Source organism: Streptomyces sp. NPDC030245 (assembly GCF_055572995.1).
In genome coordinates this window covers 1-26,261 of the sequence record NZ_JBVICF010000011.1, presented here as the reverse complement: position 1 = coordinate 26,261, position 26,261 = coordinate 1, and the positions used below count along the sequence as shown (strand labels likewise).

The 26,261-nt window shown below is 70.2% G+C and carries 23 protein-coding genes; 11 read left to right on the top strand and 12 right to left on the bottom strand.

All coding sequences use genetic code 11. The features are described 5' to 3' along the window. The first annotated feature begins 4 nt into the window (after positions 1-4). Positions 5-376: a winged helix-turn-helix transcriptional regulator gene (locus ACZ4Z4_RS27235; protein WP_468332630.1), complete on the top strand. Its 372-nt coding sequence runs from the start codon at positions 5-7 to the stop codon at positions 374-376. 530 nt (positions 377-906) lie between these two features. Further along, entirely contained in the window at positions 907-1,461 is a 555-nt protein-coding gene (locus ACZ4Z4_RS27230; RefSeq protein ID WP_468332626.1) for a hypothetical protein, read from the top strand. Between the two features lie 47 nt (positions 1,462-1,508). On the opposite strand, the gene mgrA is transcribed toward ACZ4Z4_RS27230, so the two are convergent. Beyond that, positions 1,509-2,546: an L-glyceraldehyde 3-phosphate reductase gene (gene mgrA, locus ACZ4Z4_RS27225; RefSeq protein ID WP_468332624.1), complete on the bottom strand. Its 1,038-nt coding sequence runs from the start codon at positions 2,544-2,546 to the stop codon at positions 1,509-1,511. 129 nt (positions 2,547-2,675) lie between these two features. On the opposite strand from mgrA, the gene ACZ4Z4_RS27220 reads away from it, so the two are divergent. The 4 genes from ACZ4Z4_RS27220 (at position 2,676) to ACZ4Z4_RS27205 (ending at position 7,643) form a co-directional block, all read left to right on the top strand. Further along, on the top strand, positions 2,676-3,437 hold the full coding sequence (locus tag ACZ4Z4_RS27220; protein WP_468332622.1) for an isoprenyl transferase: 762 nt from the start codon (positions 2,676-2,678) through the stop codon (positions 3,435-3,437). A gap of 307 nt (positions 3,438-3,744) precedes the next feature. Continuing rightward, positions 3,745-5,067 carry a PhoH family protein gene (locus ACZ4Z4_RS27215; RefSeq protein ID WP_468332619.1) on the top strand — a complete coding sequence of 441 codons (1,323 nt, stop codon included), beginning with the start codon at positions 3,745-3,747 and terminating at the stop codon, positions 5,065-5,067. 389 nt (positions 5,068-5,456) lie between these two features. Next, positions 5,457-6,176: an aggregation-promoting factor C-terminal-like domain-containing protein gene (locus ACZ4Z4_RS27210; protein ID WP_468332615.1), complete on the top strand. Its 720-nt coding sequence runs from the start codon at positions 5,457-5,459 to the stop codon at positions 6,174-6,176. Positions 6,177-6,314: 138 nt separating this feature from the next. Further along, on the top strand, positions 6,315-7,643 hold the full coding sequence (locus ACZ4Z4_RS27205) for an AI-2E family transporter (protein ID WP_468332612.1): 1,329 nt from the start codon (positions 6,315-6,317) through the stop codon (positions 7,641-7,643). Between the two features lie 60 nt (positions 7,644-7,703). Here ACZ4Z4_RS27205 and ACZ4Z4_RS27200 read toward each other — a convergent pair whose 3' ends face one another. Both ACZ4Z4_RS27200 and ACZ4Z4_RS27195 read right to left on the bottom strand, forming a co-directional pair. Beyond that, positions 7,704-8,234, bottom strand: a complete 531-nt coding sequence (locus ACZ4Z4_RS27200) for an alkyl hydroperoxide reductase (RefSeq protein ID WP_468332609.1) — start codon at positions 8,232-8,234, stop codon at positions 7,704-7,706. Positions 8,235-8,250: 16 nt separating this feature from the next. Further along, positions 8,251-8,805 (bottom strand): peroxiredoxin, encoded by a 555-nt coding sequence (locus ACZ4Z4_RS27195; RefSeq protein WP_384547246.1) that lies wholly within the window; start codon positions 8,803-8,805, stop codon positions 8,251-8,253. A gap of 140 nt (positions 8,806-8,945) precedes the next feature. On the opposite strand from ACZ4Z4_RS27195, the gene ACZ4Z4_RS27190 reads away from it, so the two are divergent. Next, on the top strand, positions 8,946-9,890 hold the full coding sequence (locus ACZ4Z4_RS27190) for a LysR substrate-binding domain-containing protein (protein WP_468333474.1): 945 nt from the start codon (positions 8,946-8,948) through the stop codon (positions 9,888-9,890). A gap of 82 nt (positions 9,891-9,972) precedes the next feature. On the opposite strand, the gene ACZ4Z4_RS27185 is transcribed toward ACZ4Z4_RS27190, so the two are convergent. The 3 genes from ACZ4Z4_RS27185 to ACZ4Z4_RS27175 are packed head-to-tail and all read right to left on the bottom strand — an operon-like array spanning position 9,973 to position 13,525. Beyond that, positions 9,973-12,318 carry an FtsX-like permease family protein gene (locus tag ACZ4Z4_RS27185; RefSeq protein WP_468332606.1) on the bottom strand — a complete coding sequence of 782 codons (2,346 nt, stop codon included), beginning with the start codon at positions 12,316-12,318 and terminating at the stop codon, positions 9,973-9,975. Next, positions 12,315-13,001, bottom strand: coding sequence for an ABC transporter ATP-binding protein (locus tag ACZ4Z4_RS27180; RefSeq protein ID WP_468332603.1), 687 nt, complete (start codon positions 12,999-13,001; stop codon positions 12,315-12,317). The genes ACZ4Z4_RS27185 and ACZ4Z4_RS27180 overlap by 4 nt, the downstream gene beginning before the upstream one ends. Continuing rightward, positions 12,998-13,525, bottom strand: a complete 528-nt coding sequence (locus tag ACZ4Z4_RS27175) for a PadR family transcriptional regulator (RefSeq protein ID WP_468332600.1) — start codon at positions 13,523-13,525, stop codon at positions 12,998-13,000. The genes ACZ4Z4_RS27180 and ACZ4Z4_RS27175 overlap by 4 nt, the downstream gene beginning before the upstream one ends. A gap of 239 nt (positions 13,526-13,764) precedes the next feature. Between ACZ4Z4_RS27175 and ACZ4Z4_RS27170 the strand changes: the two genes are divergently transcribed. After that, on the top strand, positions 13,765-16,026 hold the full coding sequence (locus ACZ4Z4_RS27170) for a transglycosylase domain-containing protein (protein WP_468332596.1): 2,262 nt from the start codon (positions 13,765-13,767) through the stop codon (positions 16,024-16,026). 78 nt (positions 16,027-16,104) lie between these two features. Here ACZ4Z4_RS27170 and ACZ4Z4_RS27165 read toward each other — a convergent pair whose 3' ends face one another. From ACZ4Z4_RS27165 to ACZ4Z4_RS27150, 4 genes are all read right to left on the bottom strand, one after another. Next, positions 16,105-18,150, bottom strand: a complete 2,046-nt coding sequence (locus ACZ4Z4_RS27165; RefSeq protein ID WP_468332593.1) for an ATP-binding SpoIIE family protein phosphatase — start codon at positions 18,148-18,150, stop codon at positions 16,105-16,107. Positions 18,151-18,213: 63 nt separating this feature from the next. Continuing rightward, complete coding sequence (locus ACZ4Z4_RS27160) at positions 18,214-18,855, bottom strand: class I SAM-dependent methyltransferase (RefSeq protein WP_468332590.1); 642 nt, start codon at positions 18,853-18,855, stop codon at positions 18,214-18,216. 116 nt (positions 18,856-18,971) lie between these two features. Next, positions 18,972-19,658, bottom strand: coding sequence for a cytidylyl-2-hydroxypropylphosphonate hydrolase (gene fomD / locus ACZ4Z4_RS27155; protein WP_468332587.1), 687 nt, complete (start codon positions 19,656-19,658; stop codon positions 18,972-18,974). A 106-nt stretch (positions 19,659-19,764) separates the two neighbouring features. Further along, a complete protein-coding gene (locus ACZ4Z4_RS27150) occupies positions 19,765-21,177 on the bottom strand; it encodes a class II fumarate hydratase (RefSeq protein WP_468332584.1) in 1,413 nt (470 codons plus the stop codon). 122 nt (positions 21,178-21,299) lie between these two features. On the opposite strand from ACZ4Z4_RS27150, the gene ACZ4Z4_RS27145 reads away from it, so the two are divergent. Then, a complete protein-coding gene (locus ACZ4Z4_RS27145; protein WP_468332581.1) occupies positions 21,300-22,850 on the top strand; it encodes a ricin-type beta-trefoil lectin domain protein in 1,551 nt (516 codons plus the stop codon). Positions 22,851-22,920: 70 nt separating this feature from the next. Here the strand turns inward: ACZ4Z4_RS27145 and ACZ4Z4_RS27140 are convergent, their stop codons facing one another. Then, entirely contained in the window at positions 22,921-24,588 is a 1,668-nt protein-coding gene (locus tag ACZ4Z4_RS27140) for a fumarate hydratase (RefSeq protein WP_468332578.1), read from the bottom strand. A gap of 183 nt (positions 24,589-24,771) precedes the next feature. On the opposite strand from ACZ4Z4_RS27140, the gene ACZ4Z4_RS27135 reads away from it, so the two are divergent. Together ACZ4Z4_RS27135 and ACZ4Z4_RS27130 are read left to right on the top strand one after the other, a co-directional pair. After that, positions 24,772-25,434, top strand: a complete 663-nt coding sequence (locus tag ACZ4Z4_RS27135) for a DUF1707 SHOCT-like domain-containing protein (RefSeq protein WP_468332575.1) — start codon at positions 24,772-24,774, stop codon at positions 25,432-25,434. 128 nt (positions 25,435-25,562) lie between these two features. After that, positions 25,563-25,976, top strand: a complete 414-nt coding sequence (locus ACZ4Z4_RS27130) for a WhiB family transcriptional regulator (RefSeq protein ID WP_468332571.1) — start codon at positions 25,563-25,565, stop codon at positions 25,974-25,976. Positions 25,977-26,060: 84 nt separating this feature from the next. On the opposite strand, the gene ACZ4Z4_RS27125 is transcribed toward ACZ4Z4_RS27130, so the two are convergent. Further along, a partial coding sequence (locus tag ACZ4Z4_RS27125; RefSeq protein WP_468332568.1) for a fructose-bisphosphatase class II occupies positions 26,061-26,261 on the bottom strand: 201 nt, incomplete at its 5' end.

Genomic DNA, 26,261 nt, shown 5'->3' with positions numbered 1-26,261 from the left:
GGCCGTGCCGAAGGACAGTAAGCCGTACGCCTGCGGGCTCGACGCCGCCGTGGACGTCGTCGGCGGCAAGTGGAAGCCCATGATCCTGTGGGCGCTGCACTCGGGCAGGACGCTGCGCTTCGGCGAGCTCCGGCGGCATATCGCCGGTGTCAGCGAGAAGATGCTGATCCAGCAGCTGCGCGAGCTGGAGTCCGACGGCATCGTGCACCGCGAGGTCTACCGCGAGGTGCCGCCGAAGGTCGAGTACTCACTGACCGAACTCGGCGAGTCCCTCAACGCGGCGCTGCTTCCCCTGGGGTTGTGGGGCGACGAGCACATGCAGCAGGTGATCGCGAACAAGGCCGACGCCGGCGACGCGGCGGACAGCGCGGCGTAGTCCCGTAATTCGGGCAGATCTCCATGGAGCGGCTGAGGTGTCGCACTTCGTGACGTATGGACCGTAAGAGAAGTCGCGATTCCGCATCGTTATCAATACTGGCTCGATCCACCCCTGAACGTCGCGTAAGTTCAGACCAAGGCTAATTCGCGTGAGCAAACCTGCGCGGGCGGTGCCGCGCGGTGGAGGGGGCCGCGCGGCACCGCGAGCCGTCACCCGCCCCGCACCCGCGCCGTCAAGCGCGTGAACCTCACGGGGGTCCCTCTCTCGGGGTACCGCCACGCCCGGCCGAAATACGCCCTCGAACCCGGAATTCCGCCGGTGGAACGGGATCGCGCAGTCGTCGGCCGGTCTCGGAGAGTAGTTGTTTCCCGCCGATGCACCCAGCAGCACTTACGAAGGGTTATGGTGGAAACCCCCCCTCGGGCCGGTCCGTCTCCCCCCCACGGACCGGCCCGTTTTTTGTGCCCGCGCGCCGGTCCGCGATCCGCGGCGAGAGCGAAGATCGACATCCCGTTATCGTCAGGGACATGTCGAACCAATTCCCCCCACCGCCCCCCGCCCAGCCCGACCCGCAGTCCGGCCTGCCCACCTACAACGGCCCGGCCCAGGACCCCGCACACGCCTACGGCCCCGGATACGGCTCCGCCCCCGGGTACGGCCCCGCACCCGGATATGGATACGGCCAGGGCTACGGCCCGGCATACGGGCCCGGCCCGATGGGCCCCCCGCGCATGCCGGGTGTCGTCCGCGCCGCGCAGATCGTCATCTGGGTGCTCGGCGGCCTCACCGTCATCGGCAGCATCCTGCTGATCGCCCTCTCCGACCCGGAGACGGGAGGCGCCGCCCTCGGCGCGAACATCTGCCTCCTGGTCGCGGCCGGCATGGCCTTCCGCTTCAACACCGCGGGCAACGGCATACGCGTGACCTGCATCGTCCTGATGAGCGTGCAGATCCTGTTCACGCTCGGCGGCGCGGCCGCCGGCAATCCGGGCGGCCTGCTGCCCCTGCTCGGCTCGATCGCCGCCGTCGTGCTGCTCTCGCAGGGCGCCACCGGCGCGTGGTTCAAGCGCCCGCGCGCCTGACTTGGGCAGCCCCGGGCCACAACTGTCCGGCCCGGGGCGCCGCCGGGTCAGCCCCGGCCGGCCCAGATGTTCGTGCCGGGCGTCGACACCGCGAACGTGTCGATCGCGGTCAGTTCGGCGTCCGTCAACTTCGGGCCCGCGAGCGCCGCCACGTTCTCCTCCAGCTGCCTGACGCTGGAGGCACCGATCAGCGCGGACGTCATGCGCTCATCACGCAGCACCCAGTTGAGGGCGAGCTGCGCCAGGGACTGGCCGCGGCCGGCCGCGATGTCGTTCAGACCGTTGAGCCGGCGCACGACCTCGTCGCTCAGGAGCTCGGGGTCCAGGGACTTGCCCTGCGTCGCCCGCGAACCCTCCGGAATCCCGTTCAGGTACTTGTTCGTGAGCAGGCCCTGCGCGAGCGGCACGAAGGAGATGCAGCCCATCCCGGCCGCCTCCAGCGTGTCGAGGAGACCGTCCTCCTCGGTCCAGCGGTTGATCATCGAGTACGACGGCTGGTGGATGAGCGCCGGGACACCCATCTCCCGCAGCAGGCGGGCCGCTTCGGCGGTCTGCTCGCTGTTGTACGAGGAGACGCCCACGTAGAGCGCCTTGCCCTGCTGGACGGCCGAGGCGAGGGCGCCCATCGTCTCTTCCAGCGGGGTGTCCGGGTCGAAGCGGTGCGAGTAGAAGATGTCGACGTAGTCGAGACCCATCCGCGCGAGCGACGCGTCCAGCGACGACAGCAGGTACTTGCGGCTGCCCCACTCGCCGTACGGGCCGGGGTGCATGAGGTACCCGGCCTTGGTCGAGATGATCAGTTCGTCGCGGTACGCGGCGAAGTCCTGCGCGAAGATCTTGCCGAAGTTGAGCTCGGCGGACCCGGGCGGCGGGCCGTAGTTGTTCGCCAGGTCGAAGTGGGTGACGCCCAGGTCGAAGGCGCGGCGCAGGATCGCGCGCTGCGTGTCGAGGGCCTTGTCGTCGCCGAAGTTGTGCCAGAGGCCGAGCGAGACGGCGGGCAGCTTCAGACCGCTGCGGCCCGTGCGCCGGTACTCCATCGAGTCGTAGCGGTCCGCTGCCGCGCGATACGTAGACGTGTCGTTCATGGGCACGAAACTACTTGAGCGGCCCGCGCCCCGACTGTGGAGGGACGCTCGAGCGGCGGTAGGGTGTCGCCCTCGGGGTTGCTCTGGGCGCGCCCCTTGAGGACCGCCATCTGCTGGAGGCTGACACACGTGAACCTGCGCGACCTGGTGTACGGACTTTACGCACGCCGGGTGGAAGGCCGCCTCGACCACGACCAGGTGCCCAAGCACATCGGGGTCATCCTGGACGGCAACCGCCGCTGGGCGAAGGCGGCGGGCGGGACCACCGCACAGGGCCACCAGGCGGGCGCACACAAGATCGAGGAGTTCCTCGGCTGGTGCGCCGAGACGGACGTCGAAGTCGTCACGCTGTGGATGCTCTCGACGGACAACTTCGACCGGCCCGACGACGAGCTGAAGCCGCTCCTCGGCATCATCGAGGCCACGGTCCGCTCGCTCGTCGCGGACGGCCGCTGGCGTGTCCACCACGTCGGCGCGCTCGACCTGCTGCCTGCCCACACCCAGATGGTGATGAAGGAAGCCGAAGAGGCGACCCACCACAACAAGGGAATACTGGTCAACGTCGCCGTCGGCTACGGCGGCCGCCAGGAGATCGCCGACGCCGTCCGCTCGCTGCTCCTGGAGCACGCGGCCAAGGGCGCGGGGCTGGAGGAGGTCGCGGAGAGCGTCGACATCGACCAGATCTCCAAGCACCTCTACACCAGCGGCCAGCCGGACCCCGACCTGGTGATCCGGACCAGCGGCGAGCAGCGACTCTCCGGATTCATGCTCTGGCAGTCCGCTCACTCGGAGTACTACTTCTGCGAAGTCTTCTGGCCGGCCTTCCGCAAGGTCGACTTCCTGCGTGCGCTGCGTGACTACGCCGCCCGCCACCGGCGTTACGGCGGCTGACCCCTCCACCCCTCTGAGGTCGGGGTAACCGGGAGTTAACCAACGCGTCGTCATATGCCCTGGCATGGCTGCGCTTGTTCGAGGGAATAAGCCTTCCAGGTCGACGTCCGTGCAGTATCCGAAAGGGACGTCGTATCTCAGCGGACGGCATCGGGCCGTCCGCCCGGGAGGCCCTTTGCACCAGGACGACCGTGTGCGGAACACGGGCGACGTGGAGGGCCGGCGCTCGGCCCACGCATCGTGGCCCGTGCCCGGTCCAGAACCCTCCCGTCGCTCCCCGACCTCATCCGAGGGGGTACGTCCTTCCGTGGTGACCAGCACAAAGCGCCGCATGCCCGACAGGCGCACCTATGTTCTCGACACCAGCGTCCTGCTGGCCGACCCGAACGCCCTGACCCGCTTCGACGAGCACGAAGTCGTGCTGCCCGTCGTCGTGGTGACGGAGCTGGAGGCCAAGCGGCACCATCCGGAGCTCGGCTACTTCGCCCGGCAGGCGCTGCGCCTGCTGGACGACTTCCGTATCCGGCACGGCCGCCTGGACGCCCCGATCCCGATCGGGGACCTGGGCGGCTCGCTGCGCGTCGAGCTCAACCACTCCGATCCCGGCGTGCTCCCGGCCGGCTACCGGTTGGGGGACAACGACTCTCGGATTCTCGCCGTAGCACGCAACCTCCAGGCCGAGGGGTACGACGTCACCGTCGTCTCCAAGGACCTCCCGCTCCGGATCAAGGCCTCGTCGGTGGGGCTGCTCGCCGAGGAGTACCGCGCCGAGCTCGCCATCACGGACTCCGGCTGGACCGGCATGTCCGAACTGACCCTCTCCGGAGAGCAGGTGGACCTCCTCTTCGAGGAGGACCAGCTGTACGTCCCGGAGGCGGCCGACCTGCCCGTCCACACGGGCCTCACCATCCAGTCGGAGAAGGGCAAGGCCCTCGGGCGCGTCACGGCCGAGGGCAACGTCCGGCTCGTCCGCGGCGACCGTGAGGCGTTCGGCATCAAGGGCAGGAGCGCCGAGCAGCGGGTCGCGCTCGACCTGCTCCTCGACCCGGCCGTGGGCATCGTCTCGATGGGCGGCCGCGCGGGCACCGGCAAGTCGGCGCTCGCGCTCTGCGCGGGCCTGGAGGCCGTCCTGGAGCGCAGGCAGCATCAGAAGGTGATGGTCTTCCGGCCGTTGTACGCGGTGGGCGGGCAGGAGCTTGGCTATCTGCCGGGCACCGAGGCCGAGAAGATGGGCCCGTGGGCGCAGGCGGTCTTCGACACGCTCGGCTCGGTGGCGGGCAAGGAGGTCATCGAGGAGGTCACGGCGCGCGGGATGCTCGAAGTGCTGCCGCTCACCCACATCCGCGGCCGCTCCCTGCACGACGCGTTCGTGATCGTGGACGAGGCCCAGTCCCTGGAGCGGAACGTCCTGCTGACCGTGTTGTCCCGGATCGGGGCGAACTCCCGCGTCGTACTGACCCATGACGTGGCCCAGCGCGACAACCTCCGCGTGGGGCGGTACGACGGAGTGGTCGCCGTCGTCGAGAAACTGAAGGGTCATCCGCTCTTCGCGCACGTCACGCTCACGCGCTCGGAGCGTTCGCAGATCGCGGCGCTGGTGACCGAAATGCTGGAGGACGGCCACATCTGACGCGTATTGCACGGTGGTTGGCGCCGTCCGGCGAAGCGAGCGAGCCTAGCCGGGCGGCGTCTTCGCGTGCCCGTGTTTCCGTAAAACTCGTGGGGCAAACGGGGTGTGAGCTTTCCCACGCAACGGAGAATTGCCTAGCGGTGTCCGGCTGGGGCAGAGTCTGGGTCCTGTCAGGCCCCGCATGCGACACACGTGTACCCCCAGCGGTACGAAACAACAGAACTTCATAGTGACCGTCGCATGCCGCCCGAGCACCACGCGGCGCTCCCCGCACGGGAGTTGTCCACCGGGTCCGTGCCTCCCGTGACCGATCGCAAGCGGAGGCCAGTGCCAGGGGCACGATTGCGTCCGCGAGGTCACCTATGCGGGCGATGCTGGAAGGAAACCGTGTGAGCCGGATTTCGGTCCGGGGATTCGCCGTGGCTTCTGCCACCGCGGTCACCACCGTCGGCGCTGTCGTGGGTGTCGCCTCGGGCGACACCCAGTCCTCGAACCCGAACGACATCGAGGCAGCGGCCAGCGACGCGACGCTCCTCGCAGACATACCCGCGGGTCAGCAGGCCCAGGTCCAGACCGCGTCCCTGACGCAGCAGGCCGACGCGCAGGCCATGGCCGCCGACACCGCCGCGAAGAAGACCGCCGCGGAGGAGGCCCGCAAGCAGGCCGCCGCATCGGCGATCGAGAAGCAGCAGGCCGCGGAGAAGGCGGAGGCCGCCAAGAAGGCCGCCGCCAAGAAGGAGCGCGAGGACAAGGCCGAGACCAAGGCCAGCCGCTCCTCCACCCGCGACGCCGCCAGCTTCGCGCCCCAGAGCTCTTACACGGTCGCTCAGGTCCAGGCGATGGCACGGCAGATGGTCCCCGGGGACCAGTTCCAGTGCTTCAGCAACATCGTCAACCACGAGTCCACGTGGAACTACAAGGCGACCAACGCCTCGTCCGGTGCCTACGGCCTCGTCCAGGCGCTGCCCGCCTCCAAGATGTCCTCGGCGGGCGCCGACTGGCGGACCAACCCGGCCACGCAGATCAAGTGGGGCCTGAACTACATGAACGACCGCTACGGAAGCCCGTGCGGCGCGTGGAACTTCTGGCAGGCCCACAACTGGTACTAGGCCGCGCACCACGGCCGTACCGCGCTCAACCCCTGGAGACCCCTCACCGTCCTACGGTGGGGGGTTTCTCCCGTGTACGGTCGGTGCGGACGACTCCAGGGGGGAGTGGTGGGGAGAGACGGGGGAAGAGGACGGATCATGTCGCGAGTGCCAGGATGGTTCGACCGGCTCGGCGCCGGGCTGAGCGGGGTGGGCGAGCGGTTGAACGAGCGGCGTGAGAAGCACGCAGGCCGGGACACCGACCCCGAGACCGATGAGCCGGGGGACGGCGTCACCGGCGAGCACGAGCAGGAGCACGTGCCCCCGCCGCCCGATTACGCGCCGGCCGTGTCGGCGAGACCCGACCCCGCTGCGGCCGTGCCGTGGGGGATGCGGGTCGCGGCCGAGGCCGGCTGGCGCCTCCTCGTCCTCGCGGGCACGCTCTGGGTCCTGATGAAGGTCATCAGCGCGGTGCAGCTGGTGGTGCTCGCCTTCGTGGCGGCCCTGCTGATCACCGCGCTGCTACAGCCCACGGTGGCCCGGCTGAGGAACCTCGGCCTGCCGCGCGGTCTCGCGACCGCGGTCACCGCGATCCTCGGCTTCGTCATCATGGGCCTGGTCGGCTGGTTCGTGGTCTGGCAGGTCATGGAGAACGCCGACGAACTGTCGCGGCAGGTCCAGGACGGCATCGAGGACCTGCGCAAGTGGCTGCTGAACAGCCCCTTCCACGTGACCGAGGACCAGATCAACGACATCGCCACGAGCCTGCGCGACGCGGTCGGCGCCAACACGGAGGAGCTCACCTCCGCGGGGCTCGAAGGCGTCACGGTCATCGTCGAGACGCTGACCGGCATCCTGCTCGCGATGTTCTCGACGCTCTTCCTGCTCTACGACGGCAAGCGCATCTGGCAGTGGTTCCTGAAGCTGGTGCCCGCCCAGGCGCGGCCCGGCATCGCGGGCGCTGGACCGCGGGCCTGGCGCACACTCACCGCCTATGTGCGCGGCACGGTGATAGTCGCCATGATCGACGCCATCTTCATCGGCATCGGCATCTACTTCCTCGGGGTGCCGATGGCGGTGCCGCTCGCCGTCATCATCTTCCTGTCCTCGTTCGTGCCGCTGGTCGGCGCCGTGGTCTCCGGCGCCCTCGCGGTGGTCGTCGCGCTGGTCACGCAGGGCGTGTTCACGGCCGTGATGGCGCTGGCGGTGGTCCTCGCCGTGCAGCAGATCGAGGGGCACATCCTCCAGCCGTTCATCCTCGGCCGCGCGGTGCGGGTGCACCCGCTGGCCGTGATCCTCTCGGTCGCCGCGGGCGGCATGGTCGCCGGGATCGGCGGGGCGGTCGTGGCGGTGCCGCTGGTGGCCGTCACGAACACGGTCGTCGGATATCTGCGGGCGTATTCCCGCGAGGCGGCCCTCAAGAAGGCGCCGCAGCCGCGGGGGGCGACGGCGACGGACGCCGCCGCGGCGGAGCCACCGACGCAGTGACCCGTACATACGGAAGCGGGGCCCAGAACCAGTGGTTCTGGGCCCCGCTTCCGTATGTGGTTACGCGAGGTGCGCCTCGGAGTCCAGCGTCACGCCCACGGCCTGGATGACCGCGGCGATCTTGAAGGCTTCCTGGATGGTCTCGCGGTCGACACCGGCCTTGCGCAGGACCTGCTCGTGCGAGTCCAGGCACTGGCCGCAGCCGTTGATCGCGGAGACCGCGAGGGACCACAGCTCGAAGTCGACCTTCTCGACCCCCGGGTTGCCGATGACGTTCATCCGCAGGCCGGCGCGCATCGTCCCGTACTCCGGGTCGGAGAGCAGGTGACGCGTGCGGTAGAAGACGTTGTTCATCGCCATGATGGCGGCGGCCGACTTGGCGGCCGTGTACGCCTCGGGGGAGAGGTTCGCCTTCGCCTCGGGCTCCAGCTCGCGCAGCACCTTCGGGGAGCGGGACGCGATGGCGCAGGCCAGCACGGTGCCCCACAGCTGCTGCTGCGGCAGGTCGCTGTTGCCGATGACCGAGCCGAGGTTCAGCTTCAGGTCCTTGGCGTAGTCCGGGACGGCGGACTTCAGTTCGTCGAGTGCCATGTCAGTCAGCTTCCGTTCACTCGCCGGAGAGCAGCGCGACCGGGTCGAGGGTCTCGTCGCCCTTGCTCCAGTTGCACGGGCAGAGCTCGTCGGTCTGGAGGGCGTCGAGGACCCGGAGGACCTCCTTGGGGTTACGGCCCACGGAACCGGCGGTCACCATCGTGAACTGGATCTCGTTGTTCTGGTCGACGATGAAGACGGCGCGCTGGGCGAAGCCGTCCTCGCCCTCGATGCCGAGGTCACGCATGAGCTCGTGCTTCGAGTCGGCCAGCATCGGGAAGGGCAGGTCCGTCAGGTCCGGGTGGTCCTTGCGCCAGGCGTGGTGCACGAACTCGGAGTCGCCGGAGAAGCCGAGGATCTGGGCGTCACGGTCGGCGAACTCGTCGTTCAGCTTGCCGAAGGCCGCGATCTCGGTCGGGCACACGAAGGTGAAGTCCTTGGGCCACGCGAAGACGATCTTCCACTTGCCTTCGTAGGTCTTGTGGTTGATCTGCTCGAACTCCTTGCCGGCCTCCAGGGAGACACAGGCGGTCAGGTCGAACTCGGGGAACTTGTCACCGACAGTGAGCACACGTACTCCTTGCGCGAGAGAGTCCCTTTTGAGGACTTTCCTGTGGGGTTGGACTGATGTCGATGGTGGCACAGGGTGCATTGATTAGGGAAATAGCTAGAGTGGGTCGTGTTGATCGGAGGTGGTTATCAGTGCGAGCCATAAATAGGGGCAAGCAACCCAGTGGCAGACAGCCCAGCCTGGCGCAGCTCCGCGCCTTCGCCGCCGTGGCCGAGCATCTGCACTTCCGCGATGCCGCCGCGGCGATCGGAATGAGCCAGCCCGCGCTCTCCGGGGCCGTGGCCGCGCTGGAGGAGGCACTGGGTGTCCAGCTCCTGGAGCGGACCACGCGCAAGGTGCTGCTCTCACCCGCCGGCGAGCGGCTCTCCCTGCGGGTCAAGGCCGTCCTCGGCGAGGTCGAGGCGCTCATGGAGGAGGCCGACGCGGTGAAGGCGCCGTTCACGGGCGCGCTGCGGCTCGGCGTGATCCCGACCGTGGCGCCCTATCTGCTGCCGACCGTGATCGGGCTGGTCCACGAGAAGTATCCGGACCTCGACCTCCAGGTGCACGAGGAGCAGACCTCCTCGCTCCTCGAAGGGCTCACCGCGGGCCGGCTCGACCTGCTGCTCCTCGCCGTCCCGCTCGGCATGCAGGGCGTCACCGAACTGCCGCTCTTCGACGAGGACTTCGTGCTCGTCACCCCCCTCGACCACTGGCTGGGCGGCCGTGAGGGGATCCCGCGCGAGGCGCTGAAGGAGCTGAACCTGCTGCTCCTGGACGAGGGGCACTGTCTGCGGGACCAGGCGCTCGACATCTGCCGTGAGGCGGGCCGAGCGGATGCGCCCGTCACGACGACGGCGGCGGGGCTCTCCACGCTGGTTCAGTTGGTCGCGGGTGGGTTGGGAGTGACGTTGTTGCCGCGGACGGCTGTGCGGGTCGAGACGACCCGCAGCAATCAGCTGCTGACCGGGTATTTCGCCGACCCCGCTCCTACTCGGCGGATTGCGCTTGCCATGCGTACGGGGGCTGCGCGGGCCGGCGAGTATGAGGAGTTGGCCTCTGCCTTGAAGGAGGCGGTGCGGCCGTTGCCTGTGCGGGTTGTGTGAAACCGCAGGCCCGGTGGGGGTTGCTCGCGCAGTTCCCCGCGCCCCTGGACGGCCCCTGCGGGGCCCAGGGGCGCTCGGGGACCTACTCCGTCCTCAAGCCGTCCGGGCGCATCATTCTGCGTAGTGGTGGGAGGCTCAGCAGTGTTACCACTGCCACCATTGCCGCTCCCGCGCCCGTCAGGGGGACGAACGACCACCAGTCCGTGACGCTCTTGCCGATCATGCGGGTCATGACCACGCCGAGGCCGAGGCCGCCGGCGATCGCCAGGGCCAGGCCGAGCGCGACCGGGAGCGCCGTCTGCCACAGCAGTGACCACGCCATCGACGAGCGGCGCGTGCCGAACGCGGTGAGGGCGGCCAGCAGGCGCTTGCGCTCGCGGAGTTGCTCGATCATCGACACCAGCATCGACGCGGCGATCAGCGCCATCGTGACGCTCGCGCCGATCTGGAGACCGCGCGCGATCGACGCGTACTGCTTGTCGCGGTCCACCGCCTTCAGCGAGTCGACGCCGAGGAACGGGCTGATGCGGGCCGCCGCGTTGCGTACGTGTTCGTCGGCGTCCGGCGTGTTCGGGTCGAGCTTGACCCAGGAGTTCGTACTCGCGTCGTCCAGCATCTTGATGTCGACCGCGCCGGGCGTGGCGAAGATGCCGTCGAACTTGGTGCCGGACGGGTTGCGCCTGGCCTGGACCGTGGGTGTGTCCTTCGGCAGCGTCCACAGGACCGGCTTGGCGCCCTTGTTGAAGTCGGGGTCCGGGCCGACGTTGACCGGCTTGCCGGGGCGTGCCGTCGTGTCCACCCAGTCGTTCTGCTCCCGGCTGCCCGTGTGCGAGACGAAGGTGTCGCCGTCCTTGCAGGAGCGGAGCTCCGCGAGCTCGCGGAGGGTCGCGCAGGTGCCGATGGTCAGTTCCGTGGTCGGCGTCATGCCGTCGGCGTTCTTGCCGCCGGGCCGCGTGACGTACGCCTGGACGGTCCCGATGACCTTCGTGACGCCCTCGGTCCCGGCGAAGTCGTCGATCATGCGCTGGGCGAGCGGGCCGCTGCCGGTCATGCTGCGGACCGTCAGCTGCGCGCGCGTGGGGTCCTGCCCGGTGACCTGGTTGAACTCGTCGTGCATGGACGCGAACATCATCTGGAGCGCCACCGCGCCCGCCACCGCGACGGTGATCCCGCTGACCGCGCGGGACGCCGTGCCCGACGTCAACTGGAGCCTGCGGACGGCGAGCTGCCACGGCACGGGACCGCCGCGCAGCCGTCCCACGACCGCCTCGACGAGCCAGGGAAGCAGCGCGCTGAGCCCGATCAGGGCGAGCGCGGAACCCACCGCGATGGCGGTCACGTTGACGGCTTCGTTGCCCATGTCGGCGTCGATGCGGCCGGAGAGGAGCAGGATGGCGATGCCGGCGGCCGGCACGACGATCCGCCACCACAGGCGGCGCTTGCGCTGCTTGCCGCCCCTGACCACGCCGAGCGGCTCGATGGCGACCGAGCGCAGCGAGATCAGCGTCACCAGGACCGCCGACACCGGCACCGCCACCGCGACCAGCGCCACCAGGGCGGGCGCGGGCACCATGTCGGACGGGTACGCGCTGACGTTCGTCAGGTCGACCACGCCCACCAGTTCGCGCAGGAGCAGGAAGAGCACGGCGCCCGCGACGAGCCCGAGCAGCGCCCCGAACAGCGCCTCGCCCGCGGCGATCCTGCGCACCGAGCGGGCGCTCGCGCCGACGAGCCGCAGCGCGGCGAGCCGCCGGTCGCGCCGGTCGCCGCCGAACCGGACCGCTGTGCCGATGAAGATCGCCACGGGGGTGAGCAGCACGACGCAGATCAGCACGACGAGCGCCATCAGGAACGGGTCGAGGGGCAGCGAGTCGTCCTGGCCGAAGCGTGCGACGCGATGGGCGCCGTGCGCGGAGGTCAGGGGGTCGGCGCCCACGTAGTAGTAGAGCTCAAGAGGGGACATGAGGCCCGCCTCGCCGATGGTCCCGGCCTGGCGGTACTTACCGAAGCGCTCCTTGAGCAGCGTGTTCGCCGGGTCGTCGAGCAGGTCGCGCAGCGCGGGCGAGACGACCATCTCGCCGGGGGCGGGTATCTTGTCGAGCCCCGGCGGCAGCACCGGGTGGTCGCCGTCCGCCTTCAGGAACCTGCCGGTCAGGGTGCGCCCGTGGAACTCGGTGCCGGTGTCGCGCACCAAGATCGTCGTGTCGTCCGCCTTCGGCGGCTTGCCGTCCGTCGCCGTGGCCGGCGTGCGGGCGACCGACCGGTCGTCGCGGTTCTGGAGCATGTTCGGCACGGAGGCCGCGCCGAGCAGCAGGGCGACGCCGAGGCCGACGCCGACGGCGGTCAGGATCGTACGGATCCAGCCCTCGCGGCCACCGCCCGCGGCGAACCGTATGCCCATGGCGAGGTCGCGGGTCCAGGCACTCATACGATCCGCTCCATGTCGCGGGAGCGGCCGTCGCGCACGATGATCTCGCGGTCGGAGTAGGCGGCGACGCGGGTCTCGTGGGTGACGAGGACGACGGCCGCGTTGGTGGAGCGGGCCGCGTCGGTCAGGAGCTCCATGACGCGCTCGCCGTTGAGGGAGTCGAGGGCGCCGGTCGGCTCGTCGGCGAAGATCACGCGCGGGCTCGTGGCGAGGGCGCGGGCGACGGCGACGCGCTGGCCCTGGCCGCCGGAGACCTCGCCCGGCCGCTTGGCGGTGACGTCGTCGACCTCCAGGCGCTCCATCCAGGTACGGGCGGTGGCCTCGGCCTCCTTGCGCTTCGCGCCGTTCAGGCGCAGCGGGAGCGCGACGTTCTCGACGCAGGTGAGCTCGGGGACGAGCTGGCCGAACTGGAAGACGAACCCGAACTCGCTGCGGCGCAGCGCGCTCAGCTCGGCGTCCGAGAGGCCGGTCAGGGAGCGCCCGTTGTACGTGATGGAGCCCTCGTCGGGACGGACGATCCCGGCGAGGCAGTGCAGCAGGGTCGACTTTCCGGAGCCGGAGGGACCCATGACGGCGACGACCTCACCGGGGTGGATGGAGAAGGCCGCGCCGTCGAGCGCGGTGGTGGGGCCGTACGACTTGCACAGTCCTTGGGCCACGAGAAGGGAACCTGCGGGGGTCATGCGGAGCGCACCTCCAGGGCGAGCTTGCCGAGCCGTGCGGCGGTCAGTTCGAGCCACCGCAGATCGGCTTCGAGGTGGAACAGCGCGTGGTCGCAGATCAGCTGGTCGGCGAGGTCGCCCTTGCGCTTGCGGTCGGTGAGGATGCGCATCAGGCGCAGGTGCTCCGCGCGCTGCACATCGAGGAGTTCGGCGGCGTCGCGGTCGGTGAGGAGCGCGAGGACGACCTTGGTGTAGAGGGTCGACTGGAGGTAGGGCTCCGGCTTCTCCGGGGTGGCGAGCCACTGCTGGACATCGGTGATGCCGGCTTCGGTGATCGCGTACCGCTTGCGCTCGGGGCCGCCGCCCGCCTCTATCCCGTCGACCTCGACGAGACCGTTCTTCAGGAGGCGGGACATGGTCGAGTAGACCTGCCCGTAGTGCAGGGGCTTGTCGTGCCCGAACTTCTCGTCGAAGGCGCGCTTGAGGTCGTAGCCGTGCCGGGGGCCGGACTCCAGGAGTCCCAGAAGGGTGTGGCCAATGGACATGCCGAGCACTGTACACCGTGTGTATACGTGCGGTGTATACGCCCTGTGTAGAGAGCGTTTGTGCGAGGCCTGGGGCAACCATCGGGGGCCCGCGAACGTCGGTTCCTTAGGGGCAGGTGCTCATTGTCACGTCCGCAAAAGACCGGATCGGCAGGAGTTTGTCCCAGGGTGCGGTGTTAGCTTCATGAGCTGACTCGACGTACGCATGTTGACTAGACGGAAGCGGAGCACTCTCAGTCATGGGCCGAGCCGAAGAACGACAAGCGCGGCAGCGCGGTGCCCGCAGGGCAGCGCGCGGGCGCCCGTCCGGCGGGGGCAAGCCCAAGCGCACCGGCATACGCCGCTTCTTCACCTGGAAGAAGATCCTGGGGACGTTCTTCGGGTTCGTCCTGCTCGGCATGGGCGCCTTCGTCGTGCTCTACCTGGTGATCGACATCCCCGAGGGCAATGCCGCGGCGAAGAGGCAGAGCAACGTCTACAAGTACAGCGACGGCACGATCCTGGCGAGGGACGGCAAGGTCAACCGCGAGATCGTCGACCTGGACAAGGTGCCCGAGAAGGTCCAGAAGACCTTCGTCGCCGCCGAGAACAAGTCCTTCTACAAAGACCAGGGCGTCGACTTCAAGGGCACGGCACGCGGCGTCCTCAACACGCTGACCGGCAAGGGCAAGCAGGGTGGCTCGACGATCACCCAGCAGTACGTGAAGAACTACTACCTCACGCAGGACCAGACGGTCAGCCGCAAGCTGAAGGAACTGGTCATCTCGCTGAAGGTGGACCGCGAGAAGAGCAAGGACGACATCCTCGCGGGCTACATCAACACCAGCTACTACGGCCGCGGCGCCTACGGCATCCAGGCCGCCGCCCAGGCCTACTACGGCGTCGACGCCAAGAAGCTGAACGTCGAGCAGGGCGCCTACCTCGCCGCCCTGCTCCAGGCCCCCAGCCAGTACGACTGGCAGGCCGCGACGCCGACCGGCAAGAAGCTCGTCAAGGCCCGCTGGAACTACGTCCTCGACAACATGGTCGAAGAGGACTGGCTGGACTCCGGCGAGCGCGCCGGTCTGAAGTTCCCCAAGCCGGACGACCCCAAGGCCCTGCCCGGCCGCGAGGGACAGATCGGCTACCTCGTCGACGAGGCCAAGCGCGAGGTCCTGCGCAACAGCGACCTCAGCGAGGCCGAGTTCGAGGCCGGCGGCTACACCATCACGCTCAACATCGACCCCAAGAAGCAGAAGCAGCTCGAAAAGGCGGTCGACAAGAAGCTGAACGACCGGCTCGACCGCAAAAAGAACAAGGCGGACGCGCGGGTCCAGGCGGGCGCCGCGTCCGTCGACCCCAGGAACGGCAAGGTCCTCGCCCTGTACGGCGGCGAGGACTACGTGAAGCACTACACGAACAACGCCACCCGCCGCGACTACCAGTCCGCCTCCACCTTCAAGCCGCTGATCCTCGCCGCGGCCCTGGAGGAAGGCGCGACGACGCAGGACGGCAAGCCGATCACGGCCGGCACCGTCTACGACGGCACCAGCAAGCGGCCCGTCAAGGGCAGCGAGGTCGCCTTCGCACCGCCCAACGAGGACGGCGTCAGCTACGGCCCCGTCACCGTCCAGAAGGCGATGAACAAGTCCGTCAACTCCGTCTTCGCGCAGATGGGCGTGGACGTGGGCATGCCCAAGGTCATGGAGACGGCGGGCAGGCTCGGCATGGACGTCAAGGGCCTGCCCGCCGTGCCCGCCCAGACCCTCGGCTCGATGGGCGCGAGCCCGCTGGAGATGGCCGGCGTCTACGCCACCCTCGACAACCACGGCAAGAAGGTCACCCCGGCCCTGGTCGGCTCCGTCGAGCACAAGGACCGCGCGGTCGACCTGCCGGACCCGATCGGGGAGCAGGTCGTCAAGCGCGGCACCGCCGACTCGGTCACCTCGGTCCTGACCGGCGTGGTCGACGACGGCACGGGCAGCGCGGTGCGCCACCCCGTGCAGGACGTGGCCGGCAAGACCGGTACCTCCGACGACAACAAGTCGGCCTGGTTCACCGGGTACACGCCGAAGCTGGTCACCTCCGTGGGCCTCTTCGGCGAGGGCGCGCCCGACACCAAGGAGAAGGGCCAGCAGGTGTCGATGAGGGGCGCCGGTGGCCGGACGCGCATCGACGGCGGCAGCTTCCCCGCCCAGATCTGGGCGGCGTACACCTTCGACGCGATGGGTTCGCCCAGCTCGTTCGACCTCGACACGGACATGGGAGCGGCCATCGCACCGCCCCCGGACCCGACGTCGGAGCCGCCGGAGAAGCCGTCGAGCACCCCGTCGAAGCCGGAGAAGGACCCGACGGCGTCGAAGTCGCCGTCGCAGACCCCGTCCTCCAAGCCGCCGTCCACGCCGCCGACCTCGCCGTCGACGTCGAGCCCGACGATCGAGCCGCCGACCGACGAGCCGGACCCGTCGAGCTCCATCACGATCCCCGAGGATCCGGAGGACGGCAGGCCCGGCAGGGACTGACCCGCGGACACCCGCGTACACGAGAGGCGCCCCGGACCGACACGGTCCGGGGCGCCTGACGTATACGCGGGCGGGTGCTCAGCTCCGGTTCAGCTCGAACCAGACCACCTTGCCGGTGCTCAGCCGCGTGGCGCCCCAGCGCCGCGCCATCTTGTTGACCAGGTACAGGCCGCGGCCGCCCTCGTCCGTGGCGCGCGCCTGCCGCAGCCGGGGCAGCTGCGGCACGTCGTCGCCGACCTCGCAGCGCAGCACGTCGGTGCGGAGCAGCCGCAGCGTGATCGGCCGCGACGCGTACCGCACGGCGTTCGTCACGACCTCGCTGACCAGCAGCTCCACCGAGTCGGTCAGCTCCTCCAGGCCCCAGCGCACCAGGGCGCTGCGCGCCAGGCGGCGGGCGCGGGACGGCGTCGCGTTCTCCGGTTCGAGGAACCAGTACGCCACGTCACTCGGCGCGATCCCGTCGAAGCGGGCGGCGAGCAGCGCGATGTCGTCGTCCCGGTCGCCCGGACCGAGCATGTCGAGCACCTCGTCGCAGAGCGCCTCAAGCGGCGGCGGATGGTCCGGGCCCGTCAGCTGGGCGGTGGCCGCGAGTCGTTCGCGCAGCTGCTCTATGCCGGTCCACACGTCGCGCAGCCGGGACTCGACGAGCCCGTCCGTGTACAGGAGCAGGGTCGCGCCCGCGGGGGCGTCCAGCTCCACGGCCTCGAAGTCGACGCCGCCCACGCCGATGGGGGCGCCCGGCGGCACCCGGAGCACCTCGGCGCGGCCGCCCAGGTGCAGCAGGACGGGCGGCGGATGCCCGGCGTTGGCGATGGTGATGCGGTGCGAGACCGGGTCGTACACCGCGTAGAGGCAGGTCGCCATGCGGTCGGAGCCGAGCCGCTGCGCCTGCTCGTCCAGGTGGTGCAGGACCTCCTGGGGCGGCAGGTCGAGCCCGGCGAGGGTCTGCGCGGTCGTCCGCAGCTGGCCCATGATGGCGGCCGACGTCATGGAGTGCCCCATCACGTCGCCCACGACCAGCGCGACACGGCTGCCGGGCAGCGGGATCGCGTCGTACCAGTCGCCGCCGACCCGGGCGGTCTCGGCGGCCGGGAGGTAGCGCGAGGCGAGCCGCACGCCGGTCGGGCGCGGCAGCGTCTCGGGGAGCATGGTGCGCTGCAACTCGTCGGCGATGTACGCCTCGCGGCCGTACAGGACGGCCTTGTCGATGCCGAGCGCGCTGTGGGTGGCCAGCTGGGCGGCGACGAGCAGGTCGTCCGCCTCGAACGCGGGACGGTCCGGGCGGCGCAGGAACACGGCCGCGCCGATCACCCGGCGGCGGCCCCGCAGCGGCGCGAGGATGCCCCGCTGACCGCCCGGCAGGGTGCGCCCCTCGCCGAGCAGTTCGGGCAGCGCGGCGCGGGCCGCCGCCGAGTCCGCGAAGACCGGGCGCACACCGCGCAGCACCTCGGCGAGCGCGCCGCCCGGCCGCACCTCGCACAGCTCGGCGCTGCCCATCACGTCGGTGATGTCGGACTGGACGACCTGGAGCGCGGGCAGCGTCGTGCCGCCGCTCTCGGTGTCCGGGTCCTCGGCGCCCTCCTCGATGGAGCGCAGCCGGTCGGAGCGGCGCAGGCGCAGGACCAGCGGACCCGTGGGCCGCTCGTCGCCGACGGGCAGCGGGTCGCGCAGATAGACGAGGATCGCGTCGGAGAACGTCGGCACCGTCGCCCGGCACAGCCCCATCACGATCTCGTCGAGGTCGATGCCGCGTGCGATGCGCCGGGTCGCGGCGCCCACGAACCGCAGCCGGTCGCCGTCGCGCCGCATCGCCACCGGGCCGGACCCCGCGGGCCTCGGCTGCCCGGAGCGCCGCTCCGCACCGTCCGGCGGGCCGACCGGTGCGGCCGGCGCGTGTCCCGGCTGCGTCGGCACACCGCCCTCGGGGGCGGGGCGCGGCCGGTGCGGGTCGGGTTCGGCGGCCGAGGGCTGGGAGTGCTCACCGGACGGCGGCACGGGGGCGCCCGCGGGCCCGTCGCCCGGGGGTTCGGGGGAACGCAGCAGCGCCCCGCGGGGATCCGCGGGGGCGGTCGGCCGGGCAGCTGGTGCCTTGCGACCCTCGTGGGGGGTGAGGTGCTCCGTCACGCGTTTCGAATCCGTCCGTCCGGGGCTGCGCGGGCGTGCGCGCCGTCCAGCGTTGCACGTTGCTCAGCCGCGTCGGCAGTGCAGAAAGATCTGGTGCTCGGGTGGTACGTCGGTGCTCGCGGGGGCGTACGAATACGTGTCCTCGCCGGTGATCTCGAAGCCCGCGTCCCGCACGACCTGCCGCAGTTCGTCCCGCAGGTAACCCGATACCCGGATTGTGTGCCCCAGGAACGGAATCGCCGCGTCGTCCAGGTCGGCCTCGACCATGGACAGCTCCATCAGGCCCCCCGGCAGCAGCAGCCCGTGCAGCAGCCGCAGCGCCTCGGGGATCTCGGCGCGCGGCAGCATCAGGAGGGCGAAGAAGCACGCGACGCCGTGGAACCGGCCGACTCCGCCCGGCCCTTCGGCCCGCAGGTCGGCGATGTCGAGTTGCCGGAACTCGGCCGCCGGGACGTTCTTTCCCGCCAGGTCCAGCATGCCCGCCGAGATGTCCGTGCCGAGCACCGAGTGGCCGGATTCGGCCAGCTGGCGGGCGGTCGGCAGACCGGTGCCGCAGCCCACGTCCAGGACGCGGGAGCCGGGCGGGAGCGCCGTCGCGAGCCGGCGGCCCGCGGCCAGCTGGCCCTCCTTGTGGGGGAAGGCCCTGTCGTACTGCTGCCCGATGGCGTCAAAGGCCTCGGCCTGACCTCTGCGGTCCTCGCTCACGTTCTGCCGCCCCTCGATGACGTCCTGTCAGGCACCGCGCAGACCCACGGAGTTGCTGTTGTGCGCCCTTGCGGAGGACGATCCTACGTTTGAACCGCGGGGGCGCATCAAGAGTCTCACGACGAGACGTGCGCGGGCGTACGGTCCCAGTCATCCGGAAGGGGCGGTACGACCCAGGACGGATCGGGACGCCAGTGCTGCCAGCCGTCCGAAAACGGCGCCCCCCAGTCGGCGATCACGTCGAGCGCGGCCCGGCCGGCGGCGCGTACGTCAGCGGCCTTGTCCGCGTCCATCAGGCCCACCCTGCGGGCCTCGGCGAACTCGTCCTCGTCGTGCCAGCGCCAGCTGCGGTCCGGGCGCACGGAGATGTCCAGAAAGTGATCCTCGGAGTCGACGCCGCCGGCCCACCGGGCGCGGGGCTCCTCCAGGTTCACGTACCAGTTCTTGAACCGCCATCCCGGGTCCCAGAAGAGCCAGACCGACCACGGGTCGCCGGGCCGCGCGAGCTTGAGGACGCCGGTGCCGAACCAGCGGTCCCTGCGGACGGCGCGCGGCTTGGTGTAGCGGGTGGCGAGCGGCTCGCGGTGCAGGGGCGTCCCGTCGGCGATCACCGGCTTCACGCATTCGGTGCCGGGCGCCATCCACACGGCGAGCAGCTCGTCGGTGTCCCTGACGACGGTGACGGGCCGGCAGATGTGCACCCGGTGACCGGAGTTCTCCCGGTACCGCCACAGGATGTGGTCCCCGGGCGCCCACCGCACCACCCCGCCACCGGCCGTCGTCTTCCCGTCGAGGTCTGTCATGCACAGATACTAGACGCCGCCTCCGTTCCCGCTGTGGGCAAATGTGCCGCAGGGCGGCACGGGTGGGCACAGCCCACGGTGCCGGGCGCGGCGCGTGGGGCGCTGGTCAGGGATGCGTCATGCGGAGCACGTCCAGCGCCTCATCCAGCTGCTCAAGGGAGAGGGCACCCCGGTCGACATACCCGGCCTCCAGGACGACCTCACGAATCGTCTTCCGCTCAGCCAAGGAACGCTTCGCGACCTTCGCCGCCTCCTCGTACCCGATGTACTTGTTCAGCGGCGTCACGACGGACGGTGACGACTCGGCGTACTCGCGCGCCCGCTCGCGGTTGGCGGTGATCCCGTCGACGGTCCGGTCGGCGAGCAGCCGGGAGACGTTGGCGAGCAGCCGGATCGACTCCAGGACGTTCTTGGCGATGACCGGCAGCATGACGTTCAGCTCGAAGTTGCCCGCCGCGCCCGCCGCCGCGACCGTCGCGTCGTTGCCGGTGACCTGCGCGGCGACCATCAGCGCGGCCTCCGGGACGACCGGGTTCACCTTGCCGGGCATGATCGACGAACCGGGCTGAAGGTCCGGCAGATTGATCTCGGCGAGGCCGGTGCGCGGCCCGGACGCCATCCACCGCAGATCGTTCGCGATCTTCGTCAGGCCGACGCCGATGGTCCGCAGCTGCCCGCTGGTCTCGACGATGCCGTCACGCGCGCCCTGCGCCTCGAAGTGGTCGCGCGCCTCGGTGAGCGGCAGCCCCGTGGCCCGCGCGACCTCGGCGATGACGGCTGCGGAGAAGCCGGGCGGCGTGTTGATGCCGGTGCCCACGGCCGTGCCGCCGAGGGGGAGCTCCGCGAGCCGGGGGAGCGAGGCGCGCAGCCGCTCGACGCCGTACCGCATCTGCGCCGCGTAGCCGCCGAACTCCTGGCCGAGCGTGACGGGTGTCGCGTCCATGAGGTGCGTGCGCCCGGACTTCACGACGTCCGCGAACTCCTCGGCCTTGCGCTCCAGCGCGGCGGCGAGGTGTTCGAGCGCGGGGATCAGGTCGTTGCTGACCGCGCCCGTCGCCGCGATGTGGATCGAGGACGGGAAGACGTCGTTCGAGGACTGCGAGGCGTTGACGTGGTCGTTGGGGTGCACGTCGCGGCCGAGGCGCTCGGTCGCGAGGGTGGCGATGACCTCGTTGGTGTTCATGTTGGACGACGTGCCGGAGCCGGTCTGGAAGACGTCGACGGGGAAGTGGTCGTCCCAGCGTCCTTCGGCGACCTCGGCCGCCGCGTCCGCGATCGCTTCCGCGATGTCCTTGTCGAGCACCCCGAGCTCCGCGTTGACCTTGGCGGCGGCCGCCTTGATCCGTGCGAGGGCGGCGATGTGGGCGCGTTCAAGGACCTGCCCGGAGATGGGGAAGTTCTCCACCGCGCGCTGGGTCTGGGCACGCCACTTGGCGTGCGCGGGGACCCGCACCTCACCCATGGAGTCGTGCTCGGTCCGGTACTCGCCGGTGCGGTCGTCGCTGGCGTCGCTGGTCATGCCCTGAACCTACCTCTCCGCTCAAACCCCGTGAAAAGTTGAGCACTTGTCTTGTTCCAGGTATTCCCAAGCCTGCTACCCACCAGTAAAAACCCTGGGTAACACCACACCGGGGAGGCGCAATGGAGCGCATCAGACGCAGTGGCCGAAACAGCGGCCGCAGGCGCCTGCGAGGTTCGTTCGCGGCGGCGGTCGCGATGACGGCGATGCTCGGCACGGCGGCGGCCGTGCCCGCGCAGGCGGCGGACGGGAGCGACGCGCGGGCGGCCGCCGCCACCCCGCTCCCGCCCGAGCTGGAGAAGATCAGGGCGGCGGAGGCCACCAAGCTGTACGGCAGCCCGGCCGAGCGCCCCATGGCCGACCGCAAGACCGGCCTGATATCGCTCGGCGACAGCGAGATATCCGGCGAGGGCGTCGGCACCTACGAACCGGGCACGGACGGCCCCGACAACTGGTGCCACCGCTCGCCGGACGCCGCGATCCACCGCACCGGCATCCCCGCCGACGTCACGTACAACGTCGCCTGCTCGGGCGCGCAGACCGTCAACATCAGGATCGGCGGTCAGAAGCAGTACGCCGACGAGCTGGTGCAGAGCGACAGCCTCGCCATCAAGGCGCGCAACACGAAGATCAAGACGATCCTGCTCGTCATCGGCGCCAACGACGACCTCCAGTTCGCCCCCGTGATGACGGACTGCGTCACCCGCTACCTCCTCAGCCAGGGCCCGTGCGCGGGCAAGTACAACGACGGCTGGCAGGCGCGCGTCGACGCCCTCGTCCCCAAGGTCGAGCAGTCCATCCGCGACCTGAAGACCGTCATGAAGGACGCGGGCTACCAGGAGGGCGACTACAAACTCGTCGCCATGGGCTACCCGAGCCCGATCGGACCGGACTTCCGCGACAACCCGAACTTCCCGGGCAAGCTCGCCTGCGGCGGCCTCGGCTACGACTCCGACACCGAGTGGGGCCGCAACACCGCGGTGCCCGCCTTCGAGACCGGCATGCGCAGGGCCGCGCGGAACGCGGGCGCGACCTACCTCGACAACTCGCGCCTCTTCCACGGCCACGAGGTCTGCATGGAGGACACCTGGGCGCGCGGTCTCTACGCGGACCTGTCCAACCCGTTCCCGCCGGACTCCAACTCGGTACGCCAGTCCTTCCACCCCAACGCCCGCGGCCACGCCGCCTTCGCGTCCTGCCTCACCCAGATCCACAACTCCCGTGCACGTGAGGCCAGCTGCGCGGACCCGGCGAGCGCGGGCAGCCCGAAGCTGTACGAGACGGCGTGGGACGACGCGTTCAAGCCCCTGAAGAACGAGGCGACCGGCAGCTGCGTCGACGTCGACGCCTCGAAGAGCCGCAACGGCACCAAGGTCCAGGGCTGGGAGTGCACCGGCAACCGCAACCAGCTGTGGTGGTACGACGGCGCGCGCGGCTCCCTGCACACCGGACTGACCCAGGACCGCTGCCTGGACGTGCCCGACGGCTCGTACAGGGAAGGCACCGCCGTGACGCTGTGGAACTGCCACGGCGGCGGCAACCAGAAGTTCGTCCGGGAGGCCGGCACGGTGCGGCCCGCCGCCGACACCGGGCTCTGTCTGACCCTCGCGGGGGCCAAGGAGCCGGTGCGGCTCCAGAAGTGCACGGGAGCGGCGAACCAGCGGTTCGCCTAGGGCCTGTCCCCGCGTCCCGAAGGGGCGCGGGGAACTGCGCGCCCAGCCACAGCGCACCCGCGGGAAGAAATCAGACCAGGCCGGGCCCGCGCACCGGAATGTGCGTGAACGTCGGCTCGGGGGCCGGGTTCTGGAAGAAGTCGTTGCCCTTGTCGTCGACGACGATGAAGGCCGGGAAGTCCTCGACCTCGATCTTCCAGACCGCCTCCATGCCGAGCTCCTCGTACTCGACGACCTCGACCTTCTTGATGCAGTCCTGCGCGAGGCGCGCGGCCGGGCCGCCGATCGAGCCGAGGTAGAAGCCGCCGTGCGCGTCACAGGCGTCGGTGACCTGCTTGGAGCGGTTGCCCTTGGCGAGCATCACCTTGGAGCCGCCCGCGGCCTGGAACTGCTCCACGTAGGAGTCCATGCGCCCGGCGGTGGTCGGGCCGAACGAGCCGGACGCGTAACCCTCGGGGGTCTTCGCGGGACCGGCGTAGTACACCGGGTGGTCCTTCAGGTACTGCGGCATCTCCTCGCCCGCGTCGAGCCGCTCCTTGATCTTGGCGTGCGCGATGTCGCGGGCCACGACCAGCGGTCCGGTCAGCGAGAGGCGGGTCTTCACCGGGTGCTTGGTGAGCTCGGCGAGGATCGCGTCCATGGGCTGGTTGAGGTCGATCTTGACGACGTCGGCAGCCTCATCGAGGTGCTCGTCCGTGGTCTCCGGCAGGAAGCGCGCCGGGTCCGTCTCCAGCTGCTCCAGGAAGACGCCCTCGGCGGTGATCTTCGCGGTGGCCTGGCGGTCGGCCGAGCAGGAGACGGCGATCGCGACGGGCAGCGAGGCGCCGTGGCGCGGCAGACGCACCACGCGGACGTCGTGGCAGAAGTACTTGCCGCCGAACTGCGCGCCGATGCCGATCTTCTGCGTCAGCTCGAAGACCTTCTCCTCCAGCTCCTTGTCCCGGAAGCCGTGCCCGGTGGGGGAGCCCTCGGCGGGCAGCTCGTCCAGGTAGTGCGCGGAGGCGTACTTCGCGGTCTTCAGGGCGAACTCGGCGCTGGTGCCGCCGACGACGATCGCGAGGTGGTACGGCGGGCAGGCGGCCGTGCCGAGCGAGCGGATCTTCTCCTCCAGGAACTTCATCATGGAGGCCTCGTTCAGGACGGCCTTCGTCTCCTGGTAGAGGAACGACTTGTTGGCCGAGCCGCCGCCCTTGGCCATGAAGAGGAACTTGTAGGCGCCGCCGTCCGTCGCGTACAGCTCGATCTGCGCCGGGAGGTTGGAGCCGGTGTTCTTCTCCTCCCACATGGTGAGCGGGGCCATCTGCGAGTAGCGCAGGTTCAGCTTCGTGTACGCGTCGTAGATGCCCTTGGAGAGCGCCTTCTCGTCCTCACCTTCGGTGAGGACGTTCTGGCCGCGCTTGCCCATGACGATGGCGGTGCCGGTGTCCTGGCACATGGGGAGCACGCCCGCGGCGGCGATGTTCGCGTTCTTGAGCAGGTCCAGCGCCACGAACTTGTCGTTGGACGACGCCTCGGGGTCGTCGACGATGCGCCGCAGCTGGGCCAGGTGCGCGGGCCGCAGGTAGTGCTGGATGTCGTGGATCGCCTCGGCGGCGAGCTTGCGCAGCGCCTCCGGCTCGACCTTGAGGAACGTACGCCCGTCGGCCTCGAAGGTGGAGACACCCTCGGAGGTCACCAGCCGGTACGGGGTGGTGTCCTCTCCCAGCGGGAGCAGATCGGAGTACTCAAACTCTGGCATTACGGCCATTCCTCACTCGGCAGACAGCGGCGCGGCCTCCATTGGCGACGCGCCAACCAGCGTAGAACGCGCCCGGCGGACCGTTCCTGTGAGGTAAGGCTCAGTAGAGAAGCGGCACACATGGAGGCGATAGTCGCGATACAGGTCTGGTCGCGATCTATCGCGTCTGGGTACGCTGCTTCCGTGGACCTCCAGAAGCAGCAACAGCCTCCAGTGCTCCGCGCATCCGACGCCGACCGGGACCGCACGGCGGACATCCTCCGCGACGCCCTGGCCGAGGGCCGCCTGACCGCCGAGGAGCACTCGGAGCGGATCGACGGGGTCTACCGCGCCAAGACCACGGCCGAGCTGGAGCCGCTGATCAGGGACCTGCCCGCGGGTCACGAGCAGGCGGCAGCCCGGGGGCGGGCGCCGGAGCCCGCGCCGTCCAGGCCGTCCCCCGGAGTCGTCCCGCCGGTCGCGGACGAGAACCTCGTCGCGGTGCTCAGCGGCTCCGTGCGCAGGGGCCGCTGGCGGGTGGCGCGCCGCACGCACGCGTACGCGATCTTCGGCAGCGTCGAGATGGACCTGAGCGAGGCGATCTTCGAGCAGCGCCAGGTGGTCATCAAGGCCGTCGCGATCTTCGGTTCGGTCGAGGTCCGCGTCCCGGAGAACGTGTCGCTGCGCGGCACCGGCACCGGCGTCCTCGGCAGCTTCGAGGTGGACACGCTGGACTCCCCGGACCAGGACGCCCCCGTCGTCTACGTGGACGGCTTCGCGGTCCTCGGCAGCATCGAGGCGCGGCCCAGGCGCGGCAAGTTCGTCCGCGACCTGCACCGGCGCCTGCGCAAGCACCTCGGGCACTGACGGCGCACGGGACAGGCGCGGGGAGGCCGTCCTTCCGGACATCGGAACTCAGTGCATAGGCGCGCACACAGCGGGTAGAGCTTGCTGCATCGTCTCTCGCTCGCGAAGCCGTCGTCAGGAGTAGACCCGTGCTGCAACCGTCGCGTCAGTCTCTGCAGGTCGCCGCCGTTCCGGGCGATGGGGTATCCCCTGTACGAGCGGAGTCGAGTGCTCGGGGAAGGGTGCCCGTGCGAGATCGGGACGATGACGCTCCATGGCACACCGAGGCCGTGTGCCGGCGCGACGAGGCGGGACTGTTCTTCGCCCCGTCCAAGGAGCCGACCGCGGCGCGGCTCTCCCGTGAGGAGGCGGCCAAGCGTGTCTGCGCCCGCTGTCCGGTGATGGTCGAATGCCGCGAGCACGCCCTGCTCCAGCCCGAGCCGTACGGCGTGTGGGGCGGCCTCACCGCCGCCGAGCGCCGGGTGGTCCTGGCCCGCCGGCGCAGGCGCGACCTCGAACTCCAGAAGGCGGCACACGCGACGGGCATCGCCGCGGCGGGGTAGCCCCCGACATCTGCGCAGCTACGCCGAAGGGGGCGTCCCCCGCACGGGACGCCCCCTTCGACGTGGCTACGTCTACGCTCCGGGCTACTTCGCCCGGTCGAAGTCGATGGCGCTGTACGCGCGCAGCTTGGAGAGGCGGTGGTCGGAGTCGATCTTGCGGATGGTGCCCGACTTGGAGCGCATGACCAGTGACGAGGTGGAGGCGGTGGCCGAGCGGTAGCGGACGCCCTGGAGCAGTTCGCCGTCGGTGATGCCGGTGGCGACGAAGAAGACGTTGTCGCCCTT

Coding starts and splice junctions, on each gene's coding strand:
- ACZ4Z4_RS27230 (WP_468332626.1), top strand. CDS start 907: ATGTCGAACCAATTCCCCCCACCGCCCCCCGCCCAGCCCGACCCGCAG.
- mgrA (WP_468332624.1), bottom strand. CDS start 2,546: ATGAACGACACGTCTACGTATCGCGCGGCAGCGGACCGCTACGACTCG.
- ACZ4Z4_RS27205 (WP_468332612.1), top strand. CDS start 6,315: ATGTCGCGAGTGCCAGGATGGTTCGACCGGCTCGGCGCCGGGCTGAGC.
- ACZ4Z4_RS27200 (WP_468332609.1), bottom strand. CDS start 8,234: ATGGCACTCGACGAACTGAAGTCCGCCGTCCCGGACTACGCCAAGGAC.
- ACZ4Z4_RS27185 (WP_468332606.1), bottom strand. CDS start 12,318: ATGAGTGCCTGGACCCGCGACCTCGCCATGGGCATACGGTTCGCCGCG.
- ACZ4Z4_RS27180 (WP_468332603.1), bottom strand. CDS start 13,001: ATGACCCCCGCAGGTTCCCTTCTCGTGGCCCAAGGACTGTGCAAGTCG.
- ACZ4Z4_RS27175 (WP_468332600.1), bottom strand. CDS start 13,525: ATGTCCATTGGCCACACCCTTCTGGGACTCCTGGAGTCCGGCCCCCGG.
- ACZ4Z4_RS27170 (WP_468332596.1), top strand. CDS start 13,765: ATGGGCCGAGCCGAAGAACGACAAGCGCGGCAGCGCGGTGCCCGCAGG.
- fomD (WP_468332587.1), bottom strand. CDS start 19,658: ATGACAGACCTCGACGGGAAGACGACGGCCGGTGGCGGGGTGGTGCGG.
- ACZ4Z4_RS27150 (WP_468332584.1), bottom strand. CDS start 21,177: ATGACCAGCGACGCCAGCGACGACCGCACCGGCGAGTACCGGACCGAG.
- ACZ4Z4_RS27145 (WP_468332581.1), top strand. CDS start 21,300: ATGGAGCGCATCAGACGCAGTGGCCGAAACAGCGGCCGCAGGCGCCTG.
- ACZ4Z4_RS27140 (WP_468332578.1), bottom strand. CDS start 24,588: ATGCCAGAGTTTGAGTACTCCGATCTGCTCCCGCTGGGAGAGGACACC.